At 47.9% G+C, this 19695-nt stretch carries 18 protein-coding genes, 1 tRNA gene and 2 pseudogenes; 7 read left to right on the plus strand and 14 right to left on the minus strand.

All coding sequences use genetic code 11. From position 1 onward, the window contains the following. Positions 1 to 13: 13 nt before the first annotated feature. The 4 genes from DS743_RS08430 to yycF are packed head-to-tail and all read right to left on the minus strand — an operon-like array spanning position 14 to position 5049. Positions 14 to 814, minus strand: a complete 801-nt coding sequence (locus tag DS743_RS08430; RefSeq protein ID WP_003616258.1) for a two-component system regulatory protein YycI — start codon at positions 812 to 814, stop codon at positions 14 to 16. After that, positions 815 to 2389: a hypothetical protein gene (locus DS743_RS08435; RefSeq protein ID WP_035184073.1), complete on the minus strand. Its 1575-nt coding sequence runs from the start codon at positions 2387 to 2389 to the stop codon at positions 815 to 817. After that, positions 2379 to 4274, minus strand: coding sequence for a cell wall metabolism sensor histidine kinase WalK (walK, locus tag DS743_RS08440; RefSeq protein WP_072544264.1), 1896 nt, complete (start codon positions 4272 to 4274; stop codon positions 2379 to 2381). The genes DS743_RS08435 and walK overlap by 11 nt, the downstream gene beginning before the upstream one ends. Before the next feature lie 46 nt (positions 4275 to 4320). Beyond that, entirely contained in the window at positions 4321 to 5049 is a 729-nt protein-coding gene (gene yycF, locus DS743_RS08445; RefSeq protein ID WP_035184076.1) for a response regulator YycF, read from the minus strand. 126 nt (positions 5050 to 5175) lie between these two features. Between yycF and DS743_RS08450 the strand changes: the two genes are divergently transcribed. The 4 genes from DS743_RS08450 (at position 5176) to DS743_RS08465 (ending at position 7872) form a co-directional block, all read left to right on the plus strand. Next, a tRNA-Lys gene (locus tag DS743_RS08450) sits at positions 5176 to 5248 on the plus strand. 62 nt (positions 5249 to 5310) lie between these two features. Further along, positions 5311 to 6087 carry a lysophospholipid acyltransferase family protein gene (locus DS743_RS08455; RefSeq protein ID WP_035184077.1) on the plus strand — a complete coding sequence of 259 codons (777 nt, stop codon included), beginning with the start codon at positions 5311 to 5313 and terminating at the stop codon, positions 6085 to 6087. A 27-nt stretch (positions 6088 to 6114) separates the two neighbouring features. Beyond that, entirely contained in the window at positions 6115 to 6939 is an 825-nt protein-coding gene (locus tag DS743_RS08460; protein WP_035184078.1) for a glycosyltransferase, read from the plus strand. 63 nt (positions 6940 to 7002) lie between these two features. Then, on the plus strand, positions 7003 to 7872 hold the full coding sequence (locus tag DS743_RS08465; protein ID WP_035184080.1) for a 1-acyl-sn-glycerol-3-phosphate acyltransferase: 870 nt from the start codon (positions 7003 to 7005) through the stop codon (positions 7870 to 7872). Between the two features lie 44 nt (positions 7873 to 7916). Here DS743_RS08465 and DS743_RS08470 read toward each other — a convergent pair whose 3' ends face one another. The 3 genes from DS743_RS08470 to DS743_RS08480 all read right to left on the minus strand — a co-directional run bounded on the left by DS743_RS08470 (position 7917) and on the right by DS743_RS08480 (position 11378). Further along, positions 7917 to 8165, minus strand: coding sequence for a hypothetical protein (locus DS743_RS08470; RefSeq protein ID WP_003616266.1), 249 nt, complete (start codon positions 8163 to 8165; stop codon positions 7917 to 7919). 734 nt (positions 8166 to 8899) lie between these two features. After that, positions 8900 to 11023, minus strand: coding sequence for a glycoside hydrolase domain-containing protein (locus tag DS743_RS08475; protein ID WP_035184082.1), 2124 nt, complete (start codon positions 11021 to 11023; stop codon positions 8900 to 8902). Between the two features lie 160 nt (positions 11024 to 11183). Further along, positions 11184 to 11378, minus strand: a complete 195-nt coding sequence (locus DS743_RS08480; RefSeq protein WP_003611908.1) for a hypothetical protein — start codon at positions 11376 to 11378, stop codon at positions 11184 to 11186. Between the two features lie 166 nt (positions 11379 to 11544). Here DS743_RS08480 and DS743_RS08485 point away from each other — a divergent pair, with 166 nt between their 5' ends. Continuing rightward, the gene (locus DS743_RS08485; protein WP_003611906.1) at positions 11545 to 12165 is read left to right on the plus strand and encodes a LexA family protein; all 621 of its coding nucleotides are present in this window, start codon (positions 11545 to 11547) and stop codon (positions 12163 to 12165) included. 106 nt (positions 12166 to 12271) lie between these two features. Next, positions 12272 to 12817, plus strand: a complete 546-nt coding sequence (locus DS743_RS08490; protein ID WP_072544265.1) for a hypothetical protein — start codon at positions 12272 to 12274, stop codon at positions 12815 to 12817. A gap of 300 nt (positions 12818 to 13117) precedes the next feature. On the opposite strand, the gene DS743_RS08495 is transcribed toward DS743_RS08490, so the two are convergent. The 4 genes and pseudogenes from DS743_RS08495 to DS743_RS08510 all read right to left on the minus strand — a co-directional run bounded on the left by DS743_RS08495 (position 13118) and on the right by DS743_RS08510 (position 17272). Continuing rightward, a complete protein-coding gene (locus tag DS743_RS08495; RefSeq protein WP_072544266.1) occupies positions 13118 to 13354 on the minus strand; it encodes a hypothetical protein in 237 nt (78 codons plus the stop codon). Positions 13355 to 13356: 2 nt separating this feature from the next. Beyond that, a complete protein-coding gene (locus DS743_RS08500) occupies positions 13357 to 14547 on the minus strand; it encodes an ATP-binding protein (protein ID WP_035184085.1) in 1191 nt (396 codons plus the stop codon). Positions 14548 to 14693: 146 nt separating this feature from the next. Then, a pseudogene (locus DS743_RS08505) lies at positions 14694 to 15182 on the minus strand (hypothetical protein). A gap of 212 nt (positions 15183 to 15394) precedes the next feature. Next, positions 15395 to 17272, minus strand: coding sequence for a flavocytochrome c (locus DS743_RS08510; protein ID WP_035184223.1), 1878 nt, complete (start codon positions 17270 to 17272; stop codon positions 15395 to 15397). Between the two features lie 160 nt (positions 17273 to 17432). Here DS743_RS08510 and DS743_RS08515 point away from each other — a divergent pair, with 160 nt between their 5' ends. After that, positions 17433 to 18359, plus strand: coding sequence for a LysR family transcriptional regulator (locus DS743_RS08515; RefSeq protein WP_035184087.1), 927 nt, complete (start codon positions 17433 to 17435; stop codon positions 18357 to 18359). A gap of 44 nt (positions 18360 to 18403) precedes the next feature. Here the strand turns inward: DS743_RS08515 and DS743_RS08520 are convergent, their stop codons facing one another. The 3 genes and pseudogenes from DS743_RS08520 to DS743_RS08530 all read right to left on the minus strand — a co-directional run. Then, positions 18404 to 18547 carry a shikimate dehydrogenase gene (locus tag DS743_RS08520; protein WP_035184089.1) on the minus strand — a complete coding sequence of 48 codons (144 nt, stop codon included), beginning with the start codon at positions 18545 to 18547 and terminating at the stop codon, positions 18404 to 18406. Positions 18548 to 18662: 115 nt separating this feature from the next. Further along, entirely contained in the window at positions 18663 to 19217 is a 555-nt protein-coding gene (gene aroD, locus DS743_RS08525) for a type I 3-dehydroquinate dehydratase (protein WP_080730893.1), read from the minus strand. Positions 19218 to 19250: 33 nt separating this feature from the next. Next, positions 19251 to 19647 (minus strand): annotated as a pseudogene (locus DS743_RS08530) (shikimate dehydrogenase family protein); the annotation flags it as partial. Positions 19648 to 19695 lie beyond the last annotated feature (48 nt).

Raw genomic sequence — 19695 nt, forward strand, 5'->3', positions numbered from 1 at the left:
TTCCTTCCTGCCCTTAATCGTCCAATGTACTGTTTTGCAAAAGCTGGCCGCTGAAGGCGTTGACCCGCTTCAAGCAGCTGCTCTTGCTTCTCTTATTTTCGATCCAGACCAGCCAGGTCGGGACGAAAATCACGCTGCCCCGGACCTCGGTCAATTTGGTGTAGCCCAGCTTGACCTGCATTACCCGGGAGTTGTCGGCCAGTTCCCGGGTGGTGTAGAGGTTGGTGACCGCCCGCAAGGGGCTGATAGTTGCCTGCAGCTCGCGGACGCTGGACAAGTCAGTCAAGTAGGTCTGGTAGTAGCCCGTGATCTTCTTGTTCTTGACATTGACTACCAGCTGGGCCAGGCTGCTGTAAACCAGGCCGTACTGGGACTTCTGCACGTAAACGTAGCTGCTGTTGCTGGAGAGGTTCTTGGCATAGACATACTGCTTGCCATGCGGGACGTAATTGCTGTCATTCTTGAACTCGCCCACCGTCATCCGCTCCAGCGGAATCGCGGTCTTCATGGTCGCGTACAGGGTCTTGTCCCCTTCAGCGTAGCTGGTGGAGACGTCGCTGCTGAGCTTCTTGGCGGCTTCCTTCAAGTCGCTCTTACTTCTAGTGGCCAGGTAGTAGCCCGAGTCCCCCTTTCTGGACAGGGAAGGAACCGTAATATTGTCTGACTTCATTTCAGCCTTCAAGCTGGTTGAGGTCGTCACCGAATTGGTCGATGAGGTCAAGGTAACCGGGGCCCGCCAAAGCTCAATCAAGAGATAGATGTCGACTAAGCAGAAGAGGATCAGAAAAAGCCATTCAATTTTGCGATGATCCATTTACTTTTCTCCTTCCTTTGAGCTGGCAGAGCTTGCTGATACGGCGGAACTTGAACTGGAGCTGCTGGAGCTGGAGCTTGATTCAGCCGCCGGCTGGCTGCGGCTGCTGGAATATGCTTCCTGGCTGCTGGCCGGTGCCTGGCTGCCCGCCTGGCTGACGCTGGAACTTGCGCTTGAGTTGGCTTCACTGCTCGACTCATTGCTGGAATAGCTGGAAGACGAGTAGCTGCTGGAGCTGGAACTTGACCCCTCCATTAACAGATCCGTGTTTTCCGCCTTAATCTTCTTCCAGCCGGCCAGGCTGTTCCAGCTGCCGCCAACCTTGATGAAGTAGGTCGGCACCAGGGTAATCAAGTCGCTGCGCTTCTTGTCGGCCTGGATATGGTAGCCTATGGTGATTTTTTCAATTTCGCTTTCCTTGATGCCGATGCTATTCAGCTCCTTCAGCAGAGTCGCGGTTTTCGGCAAGGTCTTGACACGGCCGTCATACGGGATCGGGATCTGCAGGTTCATGCTGCTGAAAGCCACGCTGACCGACTCCGTCCCCATGGTTACCTGGGTCTGAGCCAAAGCGTCGTTGGCAAAAATCGGATAGCCTTCAATATAGTTGATGTAGGACACCGTCTTGCCGCTGCTTTCAAAAAAGCGCAGGTCCTGTTCAGCCAGGCCCAGCTGCTTGACATAGGCAGCACTTTCCAGCATCTCCTGGGTGACCGTCCGCTCCTGGCTGGTCAAGTAGTTCTGGTACAGATACTGGTGGTCATTGCTCTTGCCTTCCTTAGGAATCTGCAGGCGCTTGGAATAACCAGCCGTGTAGACAGTGCGGCCGTTCTTAGCCACTGACTTCCGGTAGCTGCTGCCCAAGAGCCGGGAAGCATAGTAGCTGCTGGACTGGTAGCTGATCAGGTAGCTGTATTCCTTGGCCTTGATTTCCTTGGCATAAAAAGGCACGTAGAGCTTCTTTAAGTGCAGGAAGCTGACCTCCTGCCGGTCTTGGGCGCTCTTGACGTACTTTGCCAGCTGCCGGAAGGAGCCGGAATTGATCTTTACCCGGTAGACCCGGCTGCCCTTGTCGTTGCCGAAATAGAGGTAGCGGGTCTTGCTCTTGACCGGGACAAAGACCCGGTTGAACTGCAGGCTGGAATTAGCTTGTTTTTTGCCTAAAAGGACCGTGAAATTGATCTGGTCCGGGTAGGCAAACATAATATAGTTCTGGTCAGCCAGCAGTCTCTCATAATCACTGGCCGTGGTTGACATTTTCTCGATCGTCCCCAGCTTGACATTTTCCAGGTACTGGACAAACTTCAAAGGCAGGTTCCGCTTGGCGTCATGGACCTGGTAGCGGACCCCGTTTTGAAAGACATAGGTCTGGCCCGGGGCGTAAAAAGACTGGACATTCCGGTAGTGGGTCGACAAAGAAGCCGAGCTCTGGGAGGATGATTCATTGCTGATCCGGCTGAAGCGCTGGTCACTGGTCATCACCGTGACCCAGAGGCCGATCGAGATCAAAATCACGGTCAAGGTCGCCAGGTGGAGGAGAAAATCATTGAATTTGAACTTGAATTTAAACTTCATCCCATTCATCCTCCTCATCCATTGGTTCGTAAGGCAGGGCAATATAGAAGGTTGACCCGTGCCCTTCCCGGCTGTCTGCCCAGATCCGGCCGCCATGGGCCGTCACGATTTCCTTGGCGATGGCCAGGCCCAAACCGGTCCCGCCTTGGGCCCGGGACCGGGCCTTGTCTGCCCGGTAGAAGCGGTCAAAGATCTTACCCAGGTCCTTCCTTGGAATCCCCAGGCCCTGGTCGCTGATGCTGAGCAGGATCTGGTTCTGGTTCTGGGTCAGGCGGACCGTGATGGTCCCCCCGTCAGGGGAGTACTTGATAGCGTTGTTCATGATGTTGTCGATCACCCGCATCATCTGGTCAGTGTCGATTTCCACCCAAAGGGCCTGGTTGCCCAGGTCCCGCTTGATCACGTATTCCTTGGTATCGCTCTGGGCCTCGCCCTGGTCATGTTCGACAATCATGTCGAAGCGGTTGAGCAGGTGGGAGACAAAGTCAGTAAAGTTAACCCATTCCGGTTCCAGCTTGGTGGCTCCCCGGTCCATTCTGGACAGAACCAGGAGGTCGTTGACCATCCGGATCATCCGCTCAGTTTCCTTTTGCGTCACATCCAAAAACTGGGGGGCAATCTCCGGATCCTTCCAGGCCCCTTCATTCAAGGCTTCAATATAAGCCCGGACACTGGTCAAAGGAGTCCGCAATTCATGGGAAACATTGGAAACGAACTGCCGCTGCTCGTCTTCGTTCTTGATCTGCTCAGTCACGTCATGCAAAACACAGACGGCCCCGGAAACAAAGCCCGTGACCCGCTTGATCAAGGTAAAGCTGGCGTGCAGGATCATTTCATCATCCGTGCCGGCATTGACCGTGACCTGCATGTCGCTTTGGTTGGAGATCAAGTCCTGGGAAGTGTAGTCCTCCCCCAGGCCTAAAACTTGAGAAATCGGCTTCTTGATCGCGTCTTCGGCCTTGACGTCCAGGAAGTCCTGGGCCATCTGGTTCATGATCGACACATTCCCGTGCCGGTCGGTCGCGATCACCCCGTCAGTCATGTGAGACAGGACGCTGTCCAGCCGGCGGCGCTCAGATTCTGACTGCTCATTGGACCGCTCGATCTTGGCTGAGAGGGTGTTAAAGGCCGCCCCCAGCTGGCCCAGTTCGTCATTAGAGTAGATCTTAACCTGGGTTGAGTAGTCCCTGTTAGCCACCTGGATGGCCTGCTGGCGGAGCTCTTCAATCGGCCGGGTTATTGCCCGGGAAATAAATATGGAGGCAATCGCCGCCACGACTACGGCCAAAAGTGAGGCCGTCAAGAACATCATCGAAATATTTCGCAAGTTATTGAAGACGTCAGCCATGCTGGCCCGGACGTAAACCGCCCCGACGATGTTGGTTCCGCTGGTCAGAGGCACGATCTGAACCATGAAGCTGCCCTTCTGGTCACTGGCAACCTGGGTCTTCTGCTGGCCAGAGTTGATCACTTCCCGGATATCGCCGTTGTTAGACAATTGCCCTACCCGGTTCTTGTCGTTTAAGTTGGACACTGCCCGGATCACGTTCTTGCTGTCCACGACCTGGATTTCAGAAATCGCGTCATTGCTGTAGTCAGTGATAATCTGGTTCATCTTCCGGTCAGCACTCTTGCCGTTCTTGACCAGCTGAGCAGTCAGCTGGTCGGTCACGATCGACTGCAGCTGAATCGTGGTTTGAAAGTTGTTGATGCTGGTCTGTTCCATCTGCCGGGTAAAGTAGGCCCCGATGATTTCAATCGTGGCCAGCAAAAGGAGCATGAAGATAAGGGCGATCTTGGTCTGGATCGAGCTGACCGCGCGCTTAAGCAGGTTGGTCTTCTCTTTCTTCACTTTCTCTTTGCGTGCTTTTTTATCTTTCTTCATTAATCCATCCACATAAAGAAAGCCACCTCAAACAGTGGCTCCCAAATTATTCTTCTGTTTGCTGCTTGACAAAGTAGCCGACTCCCCGCCGGGTAACCAAAATCTTCGGCCGGACCGGGTTGTCCTCGATCTTTTCCCGCAAGCGGTGAACCGTAACGTCAACCGTCCGGACGTCGCCAAAGTAGTCGTAGCCCCAAACCGTCTGCAAGAGGTGCTCTCTGGTCATAACCTGGTCCATGTGCTGGGCCATGTAGTAGAGCAGATCGAATTCCCGGTGGGTCAGTTCGATCTTTTCCCCGTTCTTTTCAACCAGGTAGGCATCCGGCTTGATCAGCAGGTTGCCGATCTGGATGTCATTGCTTTCCTGTTCTTTTTCCTTCTGCTGGTTAACTTCCACTGCCTTCTTGACGATGTCCCGGCTGCGCAAATTGGCCTTGACCCGGGCCACCAGCTCACGGTTGGAGAAAGGCTTGGTTACGTAGTCATCCGCCCCCATTTCCAGGCCGAGGACCTTGTCGATCTCACCGCCCTTGGCAGTAACCATGATGATCGGCATGTCATGGGTCTGGCGGACCTCCCGGGCTACTTCCAGCCCGTCTTTCTTCGGAAGCATTAAGTCTAAAATCATTAAGTCAGGGTTGTATTCTTCAACCTTCTCGACAGCTTCCTCGCCGTCATAAGCGGTCTCTACATCAAAACCCTCTTTGGTCAAGTTGAACTTGATGATATCGGAAATCGGCTTTTCGTCGTCAACGACGAGAATTTTTTTAGGCATTATGAACCTCCTTCACTGTGACTATTATACTTGATTTGCCCGCCAAATTAAGAAAATTACAATTAATGTAAAAAAGAAGATTGCTTTTACTGAAATTTATGGCATAATAAAATTGTTGGTTGACACGGGTCGTTAGCTCAGCTGGCAGAGCACCGGACTCTTAATCCGGGTGTCCAGGGTTCGATCCCCTGACGACCCATCATCTCTAAGCACTGCGCTCGCAGTGCTTTTTTTTATTTTACAGCAAGCGGGGGACTTTTGATGAGTAAAAAGATTTACTACTACCACAGCGAAAGCGAGGACCTGGTCAGTTCCGCCCAGCAGGACTTCCAGCTCCCAGATGACTACCAGGTCTTCCGGAAAGGGGCGGCTTGGCAATTCTGGAACGTCCTGGTCCGCAGCCTGGCCTGCGCCTTTGCCTGGCTCTACTCCCGCCTCTTCTTACTAGTTAAAGTCAAAGGCAAGGAAAAGCTGCGCCCTTTTAAAAAGCAGGGCTATTTTGTCTATGGCAACCACACCCAGATGCTGGGTGACCCCTTCACCCCCATGACCATCGTCAACCCCTACCACTACTATGCCCTGGCCGCCCAGGCCAACTGGGGGATTCCTTTTTTAGGCAAGTACGTGATTCCGGCAGCTGGCCTGCCGATTGGGAAAAACATCAAGCAGTCCATCCGCCTGCTCAAGGACGTTAAATACGCCTATGAAGAAAAGCAGGCGGCCATCGTCATCTACCCGGAAGCCCATCTTTGGCCCTACTACACCAAGATCCGCCCTTTCCCGGCGACCAGCTTCAACTTCCCGGTCAGCCTGAAGGCCCCGTCTTTTGCCATGACGACCACCTACCAGCCCTGCCGCTGGCGCAAGCGGCCGAAAATCACGGTCTACATCGATGGCCCCTTTTACCCGGACGAGAAGCTGGGCAAGAAGGCGGCTCAGGAAAAGCTGCACGGTGAAATCGCCAAAAGCATGCAGGAGCGGGCAAAACTGAGCACTTGCGAGTATTGCTCGTATGTTAAAATTGACAGTAAGAACTAGGACTTTTTCTACTAAGGAGGCAAAACCATGAACTTTCTTTTTTGTGGTGACCACAACGCTGAAAGAGGCGTGCTGATTGCCGTCTTATCCCTGCTCAAAGCCGAACGCGGCGAAGAGGTTCACGTCTACATCCTGACCATGAGGGCCAAGAGCAAATCCAGGTCCTTCAAGCCCTTCAGCCAGCACGCGGCCGACTTCATCCGCTCGCTCATCGTGGCTGACAACCCCAACAGCAGCCTGGAGCTGATCGACTGCACCGAAAACTTCATCAAGGAACCGCCGACGGCCAACATGGGCACCCGCTTCACCCCCTACGCCATGCTCCGGCTTTTTGCCGACGAACTGCCGCAAATTCCCGACCGCATCCTCTACCTGGACGATGACGTGATCATCCGTCGGCCGGTTGACCAGTTTTACACCCAGGACTTGACCGGGACGGAACTGGTCGGGGTCCTGGACTACTTTGGCCGCTTCTTCTTCCACAATCAAAAGAAGATTTTTGACTACTTGAATTCCGGGGTCCTCCTTTTGAACATGCCGGAAATCAAGCGGACTGGCCTCTTTAAACGGGTCCGCCACTTGATGCAGGTTAAGAAGATGTTCCTGCCTGACCAGACGGCCATCAATAAATTAGCCAAAGAAAAGCGGATTGCCCCGCGTAAGTACAATGAGCAATACGCCCTCCAGGACGATACGGTCATCCAGCACTTCACCACCAGCTTCCGCTTCTTCCCTTATTTCCGCACCCAGACGGTCAAGCCTTGGGACGTGAAACGGGTCCACAGCGTCTTGCACCTGCATGAGTACGATGACTTGTTAAACGAATATCTCAAGTTAAAAGATCAACTATAGTTACACGTGAAACTTACGGGTATCACAGAGATTAAATGAAAAATAAATAGGAAGGTATACAAGATGATTATTGGTGACCACCGCCTGGACGTCATCCACAATATCGAGCTAGCCGCAAACAACCGCGACTTTACGGCGAAAACCGAAATCGGCGACCCGCAAATGTCTATGGAAGAGCGGGTTAAGCTGGTTGAGGACTTCTGGGCCAAGCAGGATAAGTTCAAGACTAAGGCAGAAGGCCTAGCCGGCAACCTGATCTTGCAGGTTTTGACGCAGAAATTTTTTGGCAAGATTCAAGTAACAGGCTTAGACAAGCTGCAGCACCTAGCTAAGGGCGGGGCCATCGTAACCGCCAACCACTTCAACCAAGTTGATGCCTTAGCCGTCAACCGCCTAGCCCAAAAGACCCACCACCGGATGGAGATCGTGATTGAAGACACCAACTTGAAGCTGCCGGGCTTCTTCAGCTTCATCATGAACAATATGGGGTCCATTCCCCTGGTACAAAGTCCCAACTACATTGGGCGGGAATTTATCCATCACCTCAGCCACGCCTTCAACAAGGGCCACTGGGTCTTGATTTTCCCAGAGCAAGAGATGTGGTGGAACTATCGCAAGCCAAGAAAGCCGCAGCGCGGAGCCTACTACTTCGCGGCTAAGTGCAACGTGCCGATTATTTCAACTTTTGTGGAGATTCAAGACCTGCCAGACGTTGAAAAAGACAACGAGCACTTTTACCAAACGCGCTATACCTTGCACGTTTTGGGGGTGCTGTATCCAGGCCCAACCAAGTCGGTGAACTTTAACGCGACGGACTTGATGGAAAAAGACTATGCCTTGAAGGTGCAGGCTTTTGAAGACTGCTACCATAAAAAGTTGGACTACGACTTCACTCCATGGGATATCGCTGGCTGGCGCGGTGAAGATGATTAATGAACAAAAGACGCAGAGCATCGAGGTGCTCTGCGTTTTGCTTTCTATTCGACTTTATCTAGCAATTTACTGTCAACAATTTTCTCGATTTGCGCCACATCTTCACTAGAGAGCTTGAAACCCTTTTCCTTCAAAATAGCCGCAATCGAATTCACGATGTTCTGCTTTTCCTGATTAGAAAAGCCAATCCGGCGGTAAAGAGCAACGTAGTCGGCAAGAACTTGCTCTACTATAGCAACGAATTGCTCTAGCTTTCGGTTCTTTACATGGATTCGCCTTAAGATAGTTAACAAGGCGAGGCTAGCGAGCCAGATGGCAAACGCAATTAATTCTGGATATACACTTATATGCTTTTCACCTCAGTTCTTGATAGAATGTGCTAAAATCAAAACATAAATTAATTTTTCAAGAGGTAATTATGGATACTACTAATAGCATAACCTTTACTAGCAAGCTAACATTCTGGGATAAGTTTAAATGCTTTTATTTGCTACACCTTTGCAGTCTTATTTTTTTAATACGATTTCAAAAGAAGTGGCAAAAGATTCTTATTTATCTGTGGTATACCAGTGTTTGTGGCTTTTCACTTGCGATTCTTGTTGTTTCCTATCCTTTTGTCACCATTAAAATGTTTATTGATGTCTTTTTAACGCTATCTTGTTTTTCGTGGGTACCAGCTATCACTGCATTCCTAATTTCACTAAAGTGCCCATCTATTATAAATCTTAAGCTTTCACCCGATAATAATTTAGGAAGAGCGCCTATAGTAAAAATAGGTGATTCAAATTCACAGATAGTATACTTAAAAAGTTCTTTACTACTTGATACTAAGAATTTCTATTTGATAATGTGCCCAAATTATTTGCCAAAGCATAAAAGCAGAGTATTCTATAGCTTCATTTCCAAAAGCCAAAACACTACAGCGCTATCTAAAGTCAACTTTATAGCTTCCGTAAAACCACATTTTAAAAAATTCATCAAGTTGCATATTTGATGTTAAAAAATACGAACTTATTAGTCTGGGATTCTAACCTACTAACAACCCGGTAAACAATTGTGGAATAAGATCTAATAAGACTGAAAGAGTCCCTCCACTAATAAAAATAGATACTCCAGCTATTGCAACAACCGTTGAAAAGCCAATTAAGGTCTCCCATGATTTCTGATCAGTTTGACTTTGGGTTACGAGCTTCGGAACATCAACGTTTGGAATTTTCGTGCCAGTAAATAGATCTGTTGGCTTTGAAGTGACAGTGATAACTACAGACAGTTCATTATCCAATTGCTTATCCTTAGCTTCTAAAATATGGTAGATAAATTTAAGCTTGCTTTCACCAGAGTTGTTAATCGAAGCTTCTATCGCCAGGTTACCATTGGTAATGCTTGCGCTTGAGATCACCTTATTTGCTTCGTTTACAACCGCATCAACACCATTTCCTTTAATATGTCCTGAAGTTTGAAGCCAATTGGCAAAACTGATTGAATCTAACTTACCGTTTGAAATAGTAATTGCAGGAGATTCATCAGCTACTGACAGCGAATTAACCAATTCTACTGAAATCTTTAAAGAAGGGATATCCACTAATTCAATCTTCTTGTTGAACTCAGCAGATACCGACTTACCAAAGCCCTTTAGTACATCAGCTGCTACTTCCCTATAAGAAATAGTACCGTATAACTGGGGAGAAAACTTATTGACACCGGCATCTTTGCCAGAAGCTGCTACTTGGTCAATATCCGTGCTGCCGATTGGATATTCGGTGAACTGGTCAAAAGCCCAATTTGTTGGCATTCTGAAACCGAGATTACCACTCCAGCCATAGGACATATCCGCCACGAAGCTGTACTTCATCCCAACTTCTTCACCATGCAAACAGACATTTCTAGTACCATAAATACCTGGCTCATATGGACTAAGCTTCACGGCATCGATGACGCCTTTCATATAAGGAACGACTGTCCCTTCAATGTCGCCATCTTGAATATCGACATCTACTGCAAAGTAAATTACTGTCCCACTTGGGAAGCCTAGCTCAGCTGCTTTCTTAGCAGCAGTAATCCCATCTTGGTAGCCGCGGTTTCTGCTAAAGTATTCGATCTCGTACCCACCATCTTCATAGATTGGGAAGACCCGCAGCCCCGCATCAGTAATCCGTTCCAGCTCATCAGATGTTAGGTATTTGTTTCTCTTGCTTGCACCAGTACCAACAGATCCGGTTAAGTATCGGCCGACAACGCTAAAGCCATATCTCTTAAAGTTAGAAATATCCTTATCAGTAAGCTGAGCTGAAGTATCCAAGGCAATTGAATCACGATCAGTATTACCGTTACTCGTTAACAGTCCCTTAATGACTGAAAGGTCAGACTTGCCTGTAAATGGCGGCAGGTTCATAAACTTACGGAAAGCAATTACGGCACTAGTCACATCCGCATCATACTTGCCATCGCAATCACCATCATAAAAGCCGTTAACTAGCAAACCGTATTGGATCACCTGAACCACTTCACTGCTAGCGCCTTCGCTAACCGTCGGCGTTGCCGCTACAGTACCTGGACCATAATTGCCATTTGCACCCGCTACGCCAATTGCCTTTTGCAAGGCGAAGATCAAGGCTGTGTTGGTTGCTCTTTGATAGATGCCATCACAGGGTAAAATCCCCAACTCATCGCCATACTTACCATTAAGATACTGCTGCATTTGTCGAACTTTTGACTTGCCTTGACCAGGGATTAAAACAAAAGCACTCATATCAAACAATGCAGCCATTAAATTAACAGTAAGCTGACCATTGGCAGTAATCCCCGCATCGCCTTGCAAGCTCTTAATAGCGGTAGTTAAATCACTGTCAAAGCTATCCGTAAAGTTATTAGGACTGATCCCTTTGCACCAAAATGCACCCTTAACCAAATTGATAATATTGCCATGATAGCCACGCTTTAAGTCGCCAATTTTCGCACTTAAAGCTTTTTTAGTGCTATCGCCAAAGCCTTCTGCAAGAGCAGTAATCCCTAATTCGTGTTGCAAGCCTTCTCTTAAGCTATAAATTGTTGGCCAACCAGTTAAGCCATTTTCTGGTGCCTTTTTAAAACCAGATACCTTGCCATAGGTTTGATTAAGCCAAACCTGTACATCTTTTACTCTTTCGTCCATTTTGATATTCTCCTTTATTTTTTCTACTGATTACTACGGCATCGTTTTAAGTAAGAATCACATCACTATCACCTCCTTTCAAACAAAAAAGCCGGAGCTATTACTTGCGCATTTAAACGCTTAGTAATAACTCCGGCTATTTAGTATCTCTCTTTCGGATCTATTGCTCGGTAGTGTAACTATTTTTACGTGCTTGCATGACTTCATTTAAGAAGTCATCAACTAAGATAGTCCTTCTGATTCTTTGGTATTTAAACTCTAATAGCTCAGTTCCATCATCAGTTTTGATGTAGTTGCAAATTTTCGTTTTTATTCTTCCCTTAGATCTTGGGTCCCGGATATCAATCTCCTTCATTTTTAATCCCCTTCCCTTCAACTATATTTTAGTACTAGTTTGTTATTTATACGAGCTTTATGTACTAAATGTACTACGTATTTTTAGTTCGGCCAAGAGAAAAATTGCTAAAAATACTAAAAAGTTGTAGTGTAGAATTGAAAGATTTAGTGAATAGGTAAATAAAATGAAGATTGGGACTAAAATTAAGCAGCAAAGAAAAAAGAAGGGCTTGACCCAAAAAGAGTTGGCGTCAATTCTAGGTCTTGGCGGGGTAACCACGGTAGCATCTTGGGAACAAGGATTAAGCAACCCACCAGCTAAAAGAATTCCAGCAATTGCTGATGCACTAGATATTTCAGTTTCAGAGCTACTAGGTAATGATGATGCAAAACCCAAAAACTTAGTTGATTTAGCAGATGCCAAGGTCATCAGCATCCCTATCCTGGGAACTATCGCCTGCGGTAAGCCAATTTTTTCTGAAGAAAATTACGAAGGGCATTTAAACAAGGTCTATTTTGGCGATCCACCAACTGGAGAACTATTTGCCTTAACATGCCAAGGCGATAGCATGGCGCCATACATCCTTGACGGCGATAAGGTAATCGTCAGAAAGCAAGAAACGGTAGAGAATGGTGAAATTGCAGCTGTTTTAATTAACAATGAAGCTACGCTAAAAACTGTCAAATATGTTGGCGATAAAACCCTTTTAATCCCTAAAAATGATGCCTACGACCCTTTAGTGCTGACGCCAGATAATCAAAATCAAGTACTAGGTAAAGTTGTCAGCATCATTCGGGATATTTGATGTTGAAAAAATACAGAGACCAGAAATGGTGCTCTGTGTTTTTCACCTCCGTCCTTTTTAGAATGTGCTAAAATTAGAATATAAATTATTTTTCTAAGAGGTACTTATGGATACTACCGAGAGCATAACCTTTACTAGCAAGCTAATATTCTGGGATAAGTTTAAATGTTTTTATGTGCTGGCCCTTTACAGTCTTTTTTCTTTATATAACATAAAAAAATGGCAAAGAAGATTGGGACATCTGATTTACATTTTCATTTTGATTGTCATGCCTGTCATGATTTTTTTAGACGATAGCCTTGGCACGAAACTTTTCGACATTTTCTGCCTTCTCTCTTTTTTCTGGGTACCTGCAATAACATCGTTTAAAGGCGCGAGAAATATTCCTGACAACTTACAACTTACTCTTACCCCGGGAAACGCAACTGAGACCCCTGATACTCCAAGTTTAAAGGTTCGTTATGCTGATACCAAAATTGACCGCTTCAAAAATGCAATCTTATTTGATACCCCTAATTTCTACATCATCATCTGCTACAACAACGCGGCCGATAAGAAAGTGCGATTAATATACAACATAATTTCTAAAAAGCAAAACAATAACATATTGGCAAAATTCAACTTTGTTAAAACAATTTCTCCAGACCTTTAAAAAATAATCAAACTGCATATCTAAACATTGTTATTGCTGATTCAATATTATTCTACTGCTAGTGCTCCAGAGGAAAATAGTTTCTGAGCAAGATACAATAATCCTGCAGCAGTCCCACCCGTAGAAATGGATAAACCCACAAATGATAAACCCACAAATGCTGAAACTGCGGTAACTACCAGAATCCTGGTTAGAATAGCCCACGCATTTGTATTAGTCTGAAGCTTAAGTTTCAGAAAAAGGCCCTTGCTGGAACAAGAGCCTTCGCAGAACCGTTAATAGCGGTGGCATTAATAATAATTAGCTAAAAAGCCGTGAACTTGCCAAAGTAATCAGCGGCTTTTTTGCTTGTTCTTTTTTCTCCGCGTTAAGCGAAAGATTAGACCTAACATGTGGATCCGCATCAGCAAGTTGCCTAGGCACTGGCAGAGCCAGGCTAGAGCAACCGCCAATATTGCAAGGCGGATAGCCAACAATGTCAGCCAAGAAATAGTAAAGACGCAGAGCCTTATACATGGCTCTGCGTCTTACTTTCATATTCATTCCCCCATCAACCAATCAATAATGTTCACCTGGCTGATCCCCTGGTCGTCAAAATGCCCCGGATCTTCAGTCAAGATGATCTTGGGATAGTTGTCATCGATCAGCCGCAGACTTCTAACTTCCCGTTGATAGGTCTGTTCATCGTCCAAAGACAGCGATACCTGGTAGTACTCCCGTCTTCCATCCTTCACCACCACAAAGTCCACCTCAGTCTGCTGCATCACGCCAACATAAATCTCATATCCCCGCCGGCGAAGCTCCTGATACACAATCGCTTCCAGCCGGCTCCCCTTGTTGGGCCGCTTCTGCCCCACTAGGGCCCGGCGCAAGCTAATATCAACTGGATAATATTTGGGATTGATGCTCAGATACTTTTTTCCGCCGATATCAAAACGGTCGCAGCGGTAAAAAAGAAAGGCATTTTCTAAGAGCTCCAGGTAAGAGGCCACGGTGTTCGGCGTCGTCTTCTCTCCCATTGAGGTCAAGGTACCCGCAATTTTCTTAGGGCTAGTCAAGCTACCTGCTGTGTCTGTTAAAAAAGCTGCTAATCGTCTAACCAAAGTTGAATCGCTCTTATCTTTTCTGGCAAGCACGTCCTTGACTAAAACCGTGTTTACCACGCCATCAATGTAGTCGCGGAAACTTTCATCATCTGGCAGCTGCAAAGCAAAAGGAAAGCCGCCCCTGAGCAGGTACTGCTGGTAGCTCTCTTGCAAAGATTGATCAGGCTTAGCTTGGGCAAATTCCTTAAAAGATAAGGGATATACCGGAATTTCGATATAACGTCCAGAAAGCAGCGTCGCTAATTCACCTGACAGCATAAAGGCGTTAGAACCGGTAATGTACAAGTCAACATTGCTTTTAATAAAAAGACTATCAACTGCTTTTTCAAAATTAGGAACATTTTGGATTTCATCCAAAAAGATATAGTTCATCTGATCAGGCAGCAAGCGTTGACTTAGGTAGCGATAGAGTTCCTGGTAGTCAGTCAGCTTGGAAAAAGCTAGGTCCTCAAAGTTGATTGCTTGAATCTGCTCTGGTTGAACGCCATCAGCTAAAAGCTGTTGCTGAAACAGCTGCAACAGGCTAGATTTGCCGCAGCGTCTAACCCCGGTTAGAACTTTAATAATCTGCTTATTAGCTAATTTTTCTAGTTTTTGTAAGTAAGTTGGTCTTGGTACTAGCATAAAATCATCTCAATTAACTTCAACAAAATCGGATCTTCTAGATCTATTTTAAGTTAATTGAGACAAAATTGGAAATCTACTGTTTTGTTTAAATTAATTGAGACAAAATCAAAAAACAAGTTCCATCCGGAACTTGTTTTTTTCTATTATTTAGTTAAAAAGTCAACCACTCTGGTATAAACTTCCTCGCGGTTTTGGTGCAAACCGTGGTCACTGCCGTACAAAGCCAAGACTGGACCGTGGAAGGCACGCGCAACTTCAAAGGTATTGATAAACTTAGCCGTTCTAAAGTACCAGTCGTTCAGCTTAAATTTTTTGAAATCAAGCTTAGCTGGAACATGGTTAGGATCGTAGTCAATCCCGATGCGGGCATCATCAACCAAGGTGGCAGTTGGGGACATGTTGTCCAGTGGTCCTTCGCTTAAGCCATGGCCGTTAAAGTCAAAGCGAACGGTTGCCAGGCCTTTTTCCTACAATTTTTCTGCTAAAACTGGCAATAGGTCGTTAACCTTAGGGTCCATCATCCCCACAAAGCCGTAAGCCAGGATCGCAATGTCGTATTCTTTACTTTCCGGAATTGAAACCTTCGCTGCTAGCTTTAAACCGTCACGCATGATCGTGATATCTTTTTTCATTTTTACTTTTCTCCTAAAAAATGTTACTTGTTTTTTCTATTTTAGAATATTTTAAAAAATCTTTTCTGCCTTGGCTATTGCTGCTTTTGACTGCCTGATTCTGGGAAAGTCAAGAAGAGCCTAGGTAAACCTAGACTCTTTTGACGATCATCGTGTAATTGTTAAAGTCGTACCAAAGTGGCTCTTGTAATACATACTGTTTCCTCGCTTTTTTAATGAGATGCCCCGCTAACCGCGTCGCTAGCTGGGGGTTCCTCGTCAGCCGTGTCAGCGGCGATCCGGCCGAATGTGAAGATGTCAGCCAGGGAGTTCCCGCCCAAACGGTTGCCGGCGTGCAGGCCACCCGCGTTTTCACCAGCTGAATACAGGCCGGCGATCACGTGGCCTTCTTCATCCAGAACGTGGCCCTTAGTGTCGATAACCAGACCGCCCATAGTGTGGTGGATAGCTGGCTTACGCGGAGTTGCGTAGAATGGTGCTACTTCACACTTCAAGTGGAAGGCACTCTTGCCGAATTCCGGATCGTGGCCGGCGTCAACGTAAGAATTGTACTTCTTGATGGTGTCGGTCAAAACTGCTGGGTCCATGCCCACCTTTTCAGCCAGTTCTTCCAAAGTGTCAGCTCTGAACAAGGTGCCGGCTTCCACTTGGGCATCGATTGATTCTTGCGTGGTGTTGTAGGCAGTTTCCTTGATCTTGTCGTCGGCGATCAGGTAGAAGAGGCCGCCGTTGTCGATCGCTGCCTTAGCCAGAGTGTCGCGTTCAGCAAATTCGTTGACGAAACGTTCACCCTTTTGGTTAACCATAATGAAGTTTTCAGGCGGAGTTTGCAAGCCAGTGAAAAGTTCCCCGGTTACCGGGTCAGAAACTGGCATGAGTTGGATGAAGCCCATCCCCGTCAAAGCAGCGCCGGCTTCCTGGCCCAAGGCAATCCCGTCACCGGTAATAGCTGGTGAGTTGGTCGTAGCGATGTCGTCAGCGATTTCAGTCCAGTAAGTGTTGTACTTTTGCACCATCTTGGTGTTGGCCCCGAAACCACCGGCCGCCAAAATAACGCTCTTAGCGTGGACAGTTACCTTTGAGCCGTCAGTCTTTTCCGCGATCACACCGGTCACCTTGCCACCTTCAATGATCAAGTGCTTTGCCCGGGTTTCAGTCAAAACGGTTGCCCCATGCTGCTTAACCCAGTCGCCCAAAACGTGAATGAAGGCAAAGCCCATTGGTTCAACCGGCTTGTGGCCTCTGCGCCATAAAGCACCAACTGGCATGGTTACGTCGCTGCGGTCAAACTTCACACCCAAGTCGGTCAGCCAGTTAACTGAGTCCAGGACATTGTTGACCAAGGTCGTTACCAGTTCATACTTGCCGTGGATTTCGTTGCCCTTGAGGTCCACCCGCTTGCCGCCGAGGTAGGTTTGAATTTCGTGCAGCAGGACTGAGTCGAAAAGGTAGTCTTCACCTGAGTCAAGGTAGGCCTTGATCTGGTCACGCAGCTTTTCGAAGTCTGCCACGTATTCCGGGTCGATTTCGCTGGTTGGCGTTTCAGCCAGTTCCTGCAAGGTTTCCTTTTCACCTGGCAGGGCCTTGAAGCCCTTTTGCCAGTCTGGTTCAGCCGCGTTCATTGGACCGCCGGCCCGGGCAGTGTTGCCGCCCAGTTGCGGGAACTTTTCCAGAATAACAACTTTCTTATCATGCTGCAGAGACCGGGTAGCAGCGGCTAAACCAGCCCCGCCGGCACCGATGACAACCACGTCAGTGTCGTATTCTTCATCCTTGGCGGCTGAGGAAGCCGGCTTGTCCCGCTTCTTCCATTCTTCAGCATCCCCGCCGGCTTCATTGATCGCTTCAGCAACCCCGTCGATCACCCCTTGTGAGGAGATTGAAGCCCCGGAAACAGCGTCGACATTCAAGGTTTGCCCGTCGATGATAGCCTTTGGCAGGCGCTTGAAGACTTCATCAGCGATCCCGCTGGTTTCACCCGCTGAGTCAACCGTGATGTTCGCCACCTTGTCGTTTTCAATGGTGACTTCCATCGGCATGAATGATGAACCGTGGCCCTTGGCCTTAACCCTATAAGTACCTGATTTCATTGACATGATTTTACTCCTTTTTCTTTGTTAGCGTTTTCTTTACTTGATAGCTTAATTCTAATATTATTCCTGGAAAAAATGAACGACTTTAAATATTATCAGTCAATAACATTTGTGTTATCGTAAAAACGAAACTTTTTAACAGAGGAGAAAAAAGAAAATGAACGATCCCGACATCATGCTCAACTACCTGGAAACCCTGCTCAAGGAAAGCAACTTCACCCGGGCCGCCGAACACCTCTACATCTCCCAGCCCTACTTGACCCAGCTGATCAAGCGGGTGGAGAAAAAACTGGGGACCACCATCATCAACCGGGACAAGGTTCCCTTTACCCTGACTGAATCCGGCCAGATCTACTACCAGTATTTGGAAAACATTTCCGCCCAGCGCCACCAGCTGGCCAACGCCCTGGAGCGCTTCAGCAACCAACAGGAAGAAGTCATCCGGATCGCCATTCTGGAAAGCCTGGGCACCTTCCTTTTGCCTAAGATCCTGCCTGCCTTTTTGGCAAAACACCCCCAGGTCAAGATCCAGATCGCTGAAGGCTTCCCCCACACCAGCGAAGACCGGCTGCTGGGCGGGGATGTTGACTGCTATATGGGGCAGACGCCGGAAACCGTCGCGCAAGGAATTGATACTTATATCAACGGCGGGGAGGTCTACTATATCGTGATTCCGGAAAATTCCAAGTTCTATCTCAAAGACCACTTTATCCTGGATCCGGCTGATTATGATCCCAAGGAGCTGCTCCAGCAGCCTTTTGTCTTAAGCAACGGGGAATCCGCCATCCGCCACCAGGTCAACGGTTTATTTCATTACTTCCGCGTGCAGCCAAATATCCGGATGACCTCCAACAGCGTTATCACGGCCACCAACCTTGCCGTCAACGGGGTCGGCTTCACGATCTCCTCAGCCAGTATCTTGAAGCGGCTGGAGCACCTGCCAATCAATCTCTACCCCCTTGACCCCCGCCAGATCAAGCTTACCTACTTCATCGGGGTCCGGTGCGGGGCTGACCTTTCACCGGCCTTAAAAGACCTGGTCGAGGCCTTCCAAGCGGCCGAGCTGCAGGAAAAGATCAGATAATTTTGCCAAAAATAAAGCGGACAAGTTTGCCTTGTCCGCTTTTCTTACGCCTTAGCGACGATTTCCTTAATGTAGTCAACCGGCATTTCCTTGCCAGTCGAGAGCTTGAAGGACTCTGCCCCCTGGCCGACTACCATACCCAGCCCGTTATAGATATGCTTGACACCAGCCTCTTTGGCGATCCGCATCAGCTTGGTCTCCCGCTGAAGTGTCCTACAATTGTTAGACATAGACATCTAATGATTGTAGGGCACTTCATTTGATACGGGAGCTCTTTTTTAGAAAAGCATTTCTCTTAGCTGATTAGTGCAATTCCAAGTGATTTTCAGCGTTTCTCAAGTCTTCGATTGACAATTGGCCAGGTGCTGAAGTCTTACCAACAGCACCGAATGACAGGCAGGAGCCAAAGACTTGGCCGGCAATCCGGCTGACCTTGCCCAGGTCGGCCATTGCCATGGTGATGATTGGGTTGGCAAGAGCCTTGTGGGCGTCATTAGTAGCACTGAGCGGGGTCACAACGTCGTCAGCGCTGTGCGGCATGCAGGCAAGTTTTGGCACGTCAGCGCCCAAGTCAGCCATCTTCTTCAAACGGAATTCGATGACATCCTTGGCTGGCACCTTTTCAAAGTCGTGGTTGCTCATGATAACTACCACATTGTAGTTATGAGCCTGCTTAACCAGGTCCTTGACTCTTTCTTCATCGTGGAAAAGTTCAATGTCGACCGCGTCACCCAAACGGTTGGTTACTACAGTAGCCACCAGGTCCAGGTATTCGTCTTCACCAAGTTCCAGGACGCCGCCTTCATTCTTGGTTCTGAAAGTAACCAGGATTGGCAGTTCGCCAACTAAGTCCCGCAAAGTCTTGGCCGTCCTTCTTTAAGGCCCGCAGCCAGCCCATGCCGTCAGCGGTGTAGCCGGTCAAAACGCCGTGTTCGTTGACGATAGTGTTTACCGCGTCACACATTTGTGAAGTCTTGTTCAGCTTGTCAAGGTAAGGGATGACCTTCTTCTTGTTAGGCATTGAAACATTTGACCCCCGCATGTCCAGAGTCCGGATAGCGTCGATAGCGCCTGGAAGCTTTTCGCTGTCGATTTCAAAGCAAAGGTAAGCCCCGTCCAAGCCCAACTTGGCAAAAGCGTTGTTGTGCATGGTTGGTGACATGGTGTGGCAGATTGGGTAAGCCATCAAACCGACCAAAATCGTGTGCCCGTCAAGCCAGCCGGTGATTGGGCCGTTAACGCCTTGAATCTTCGTTTCTTCGATCTCGTTGTTTCTTTCGTCTGCCATTTCTGGAATCTCCTTTAAGCTTTTTCAACAAGTTACATTTTTCTCAAT

The sequence above is a fragment of the Lactobacillus leichmannii genome, assembly GCF_024701915.1.
GTDB lineage: Bacteria > Bacillota > Bacilli > Lactobacillales > Lactobacillaceae > Lactobacillus > Lactobacillus delbrueckii.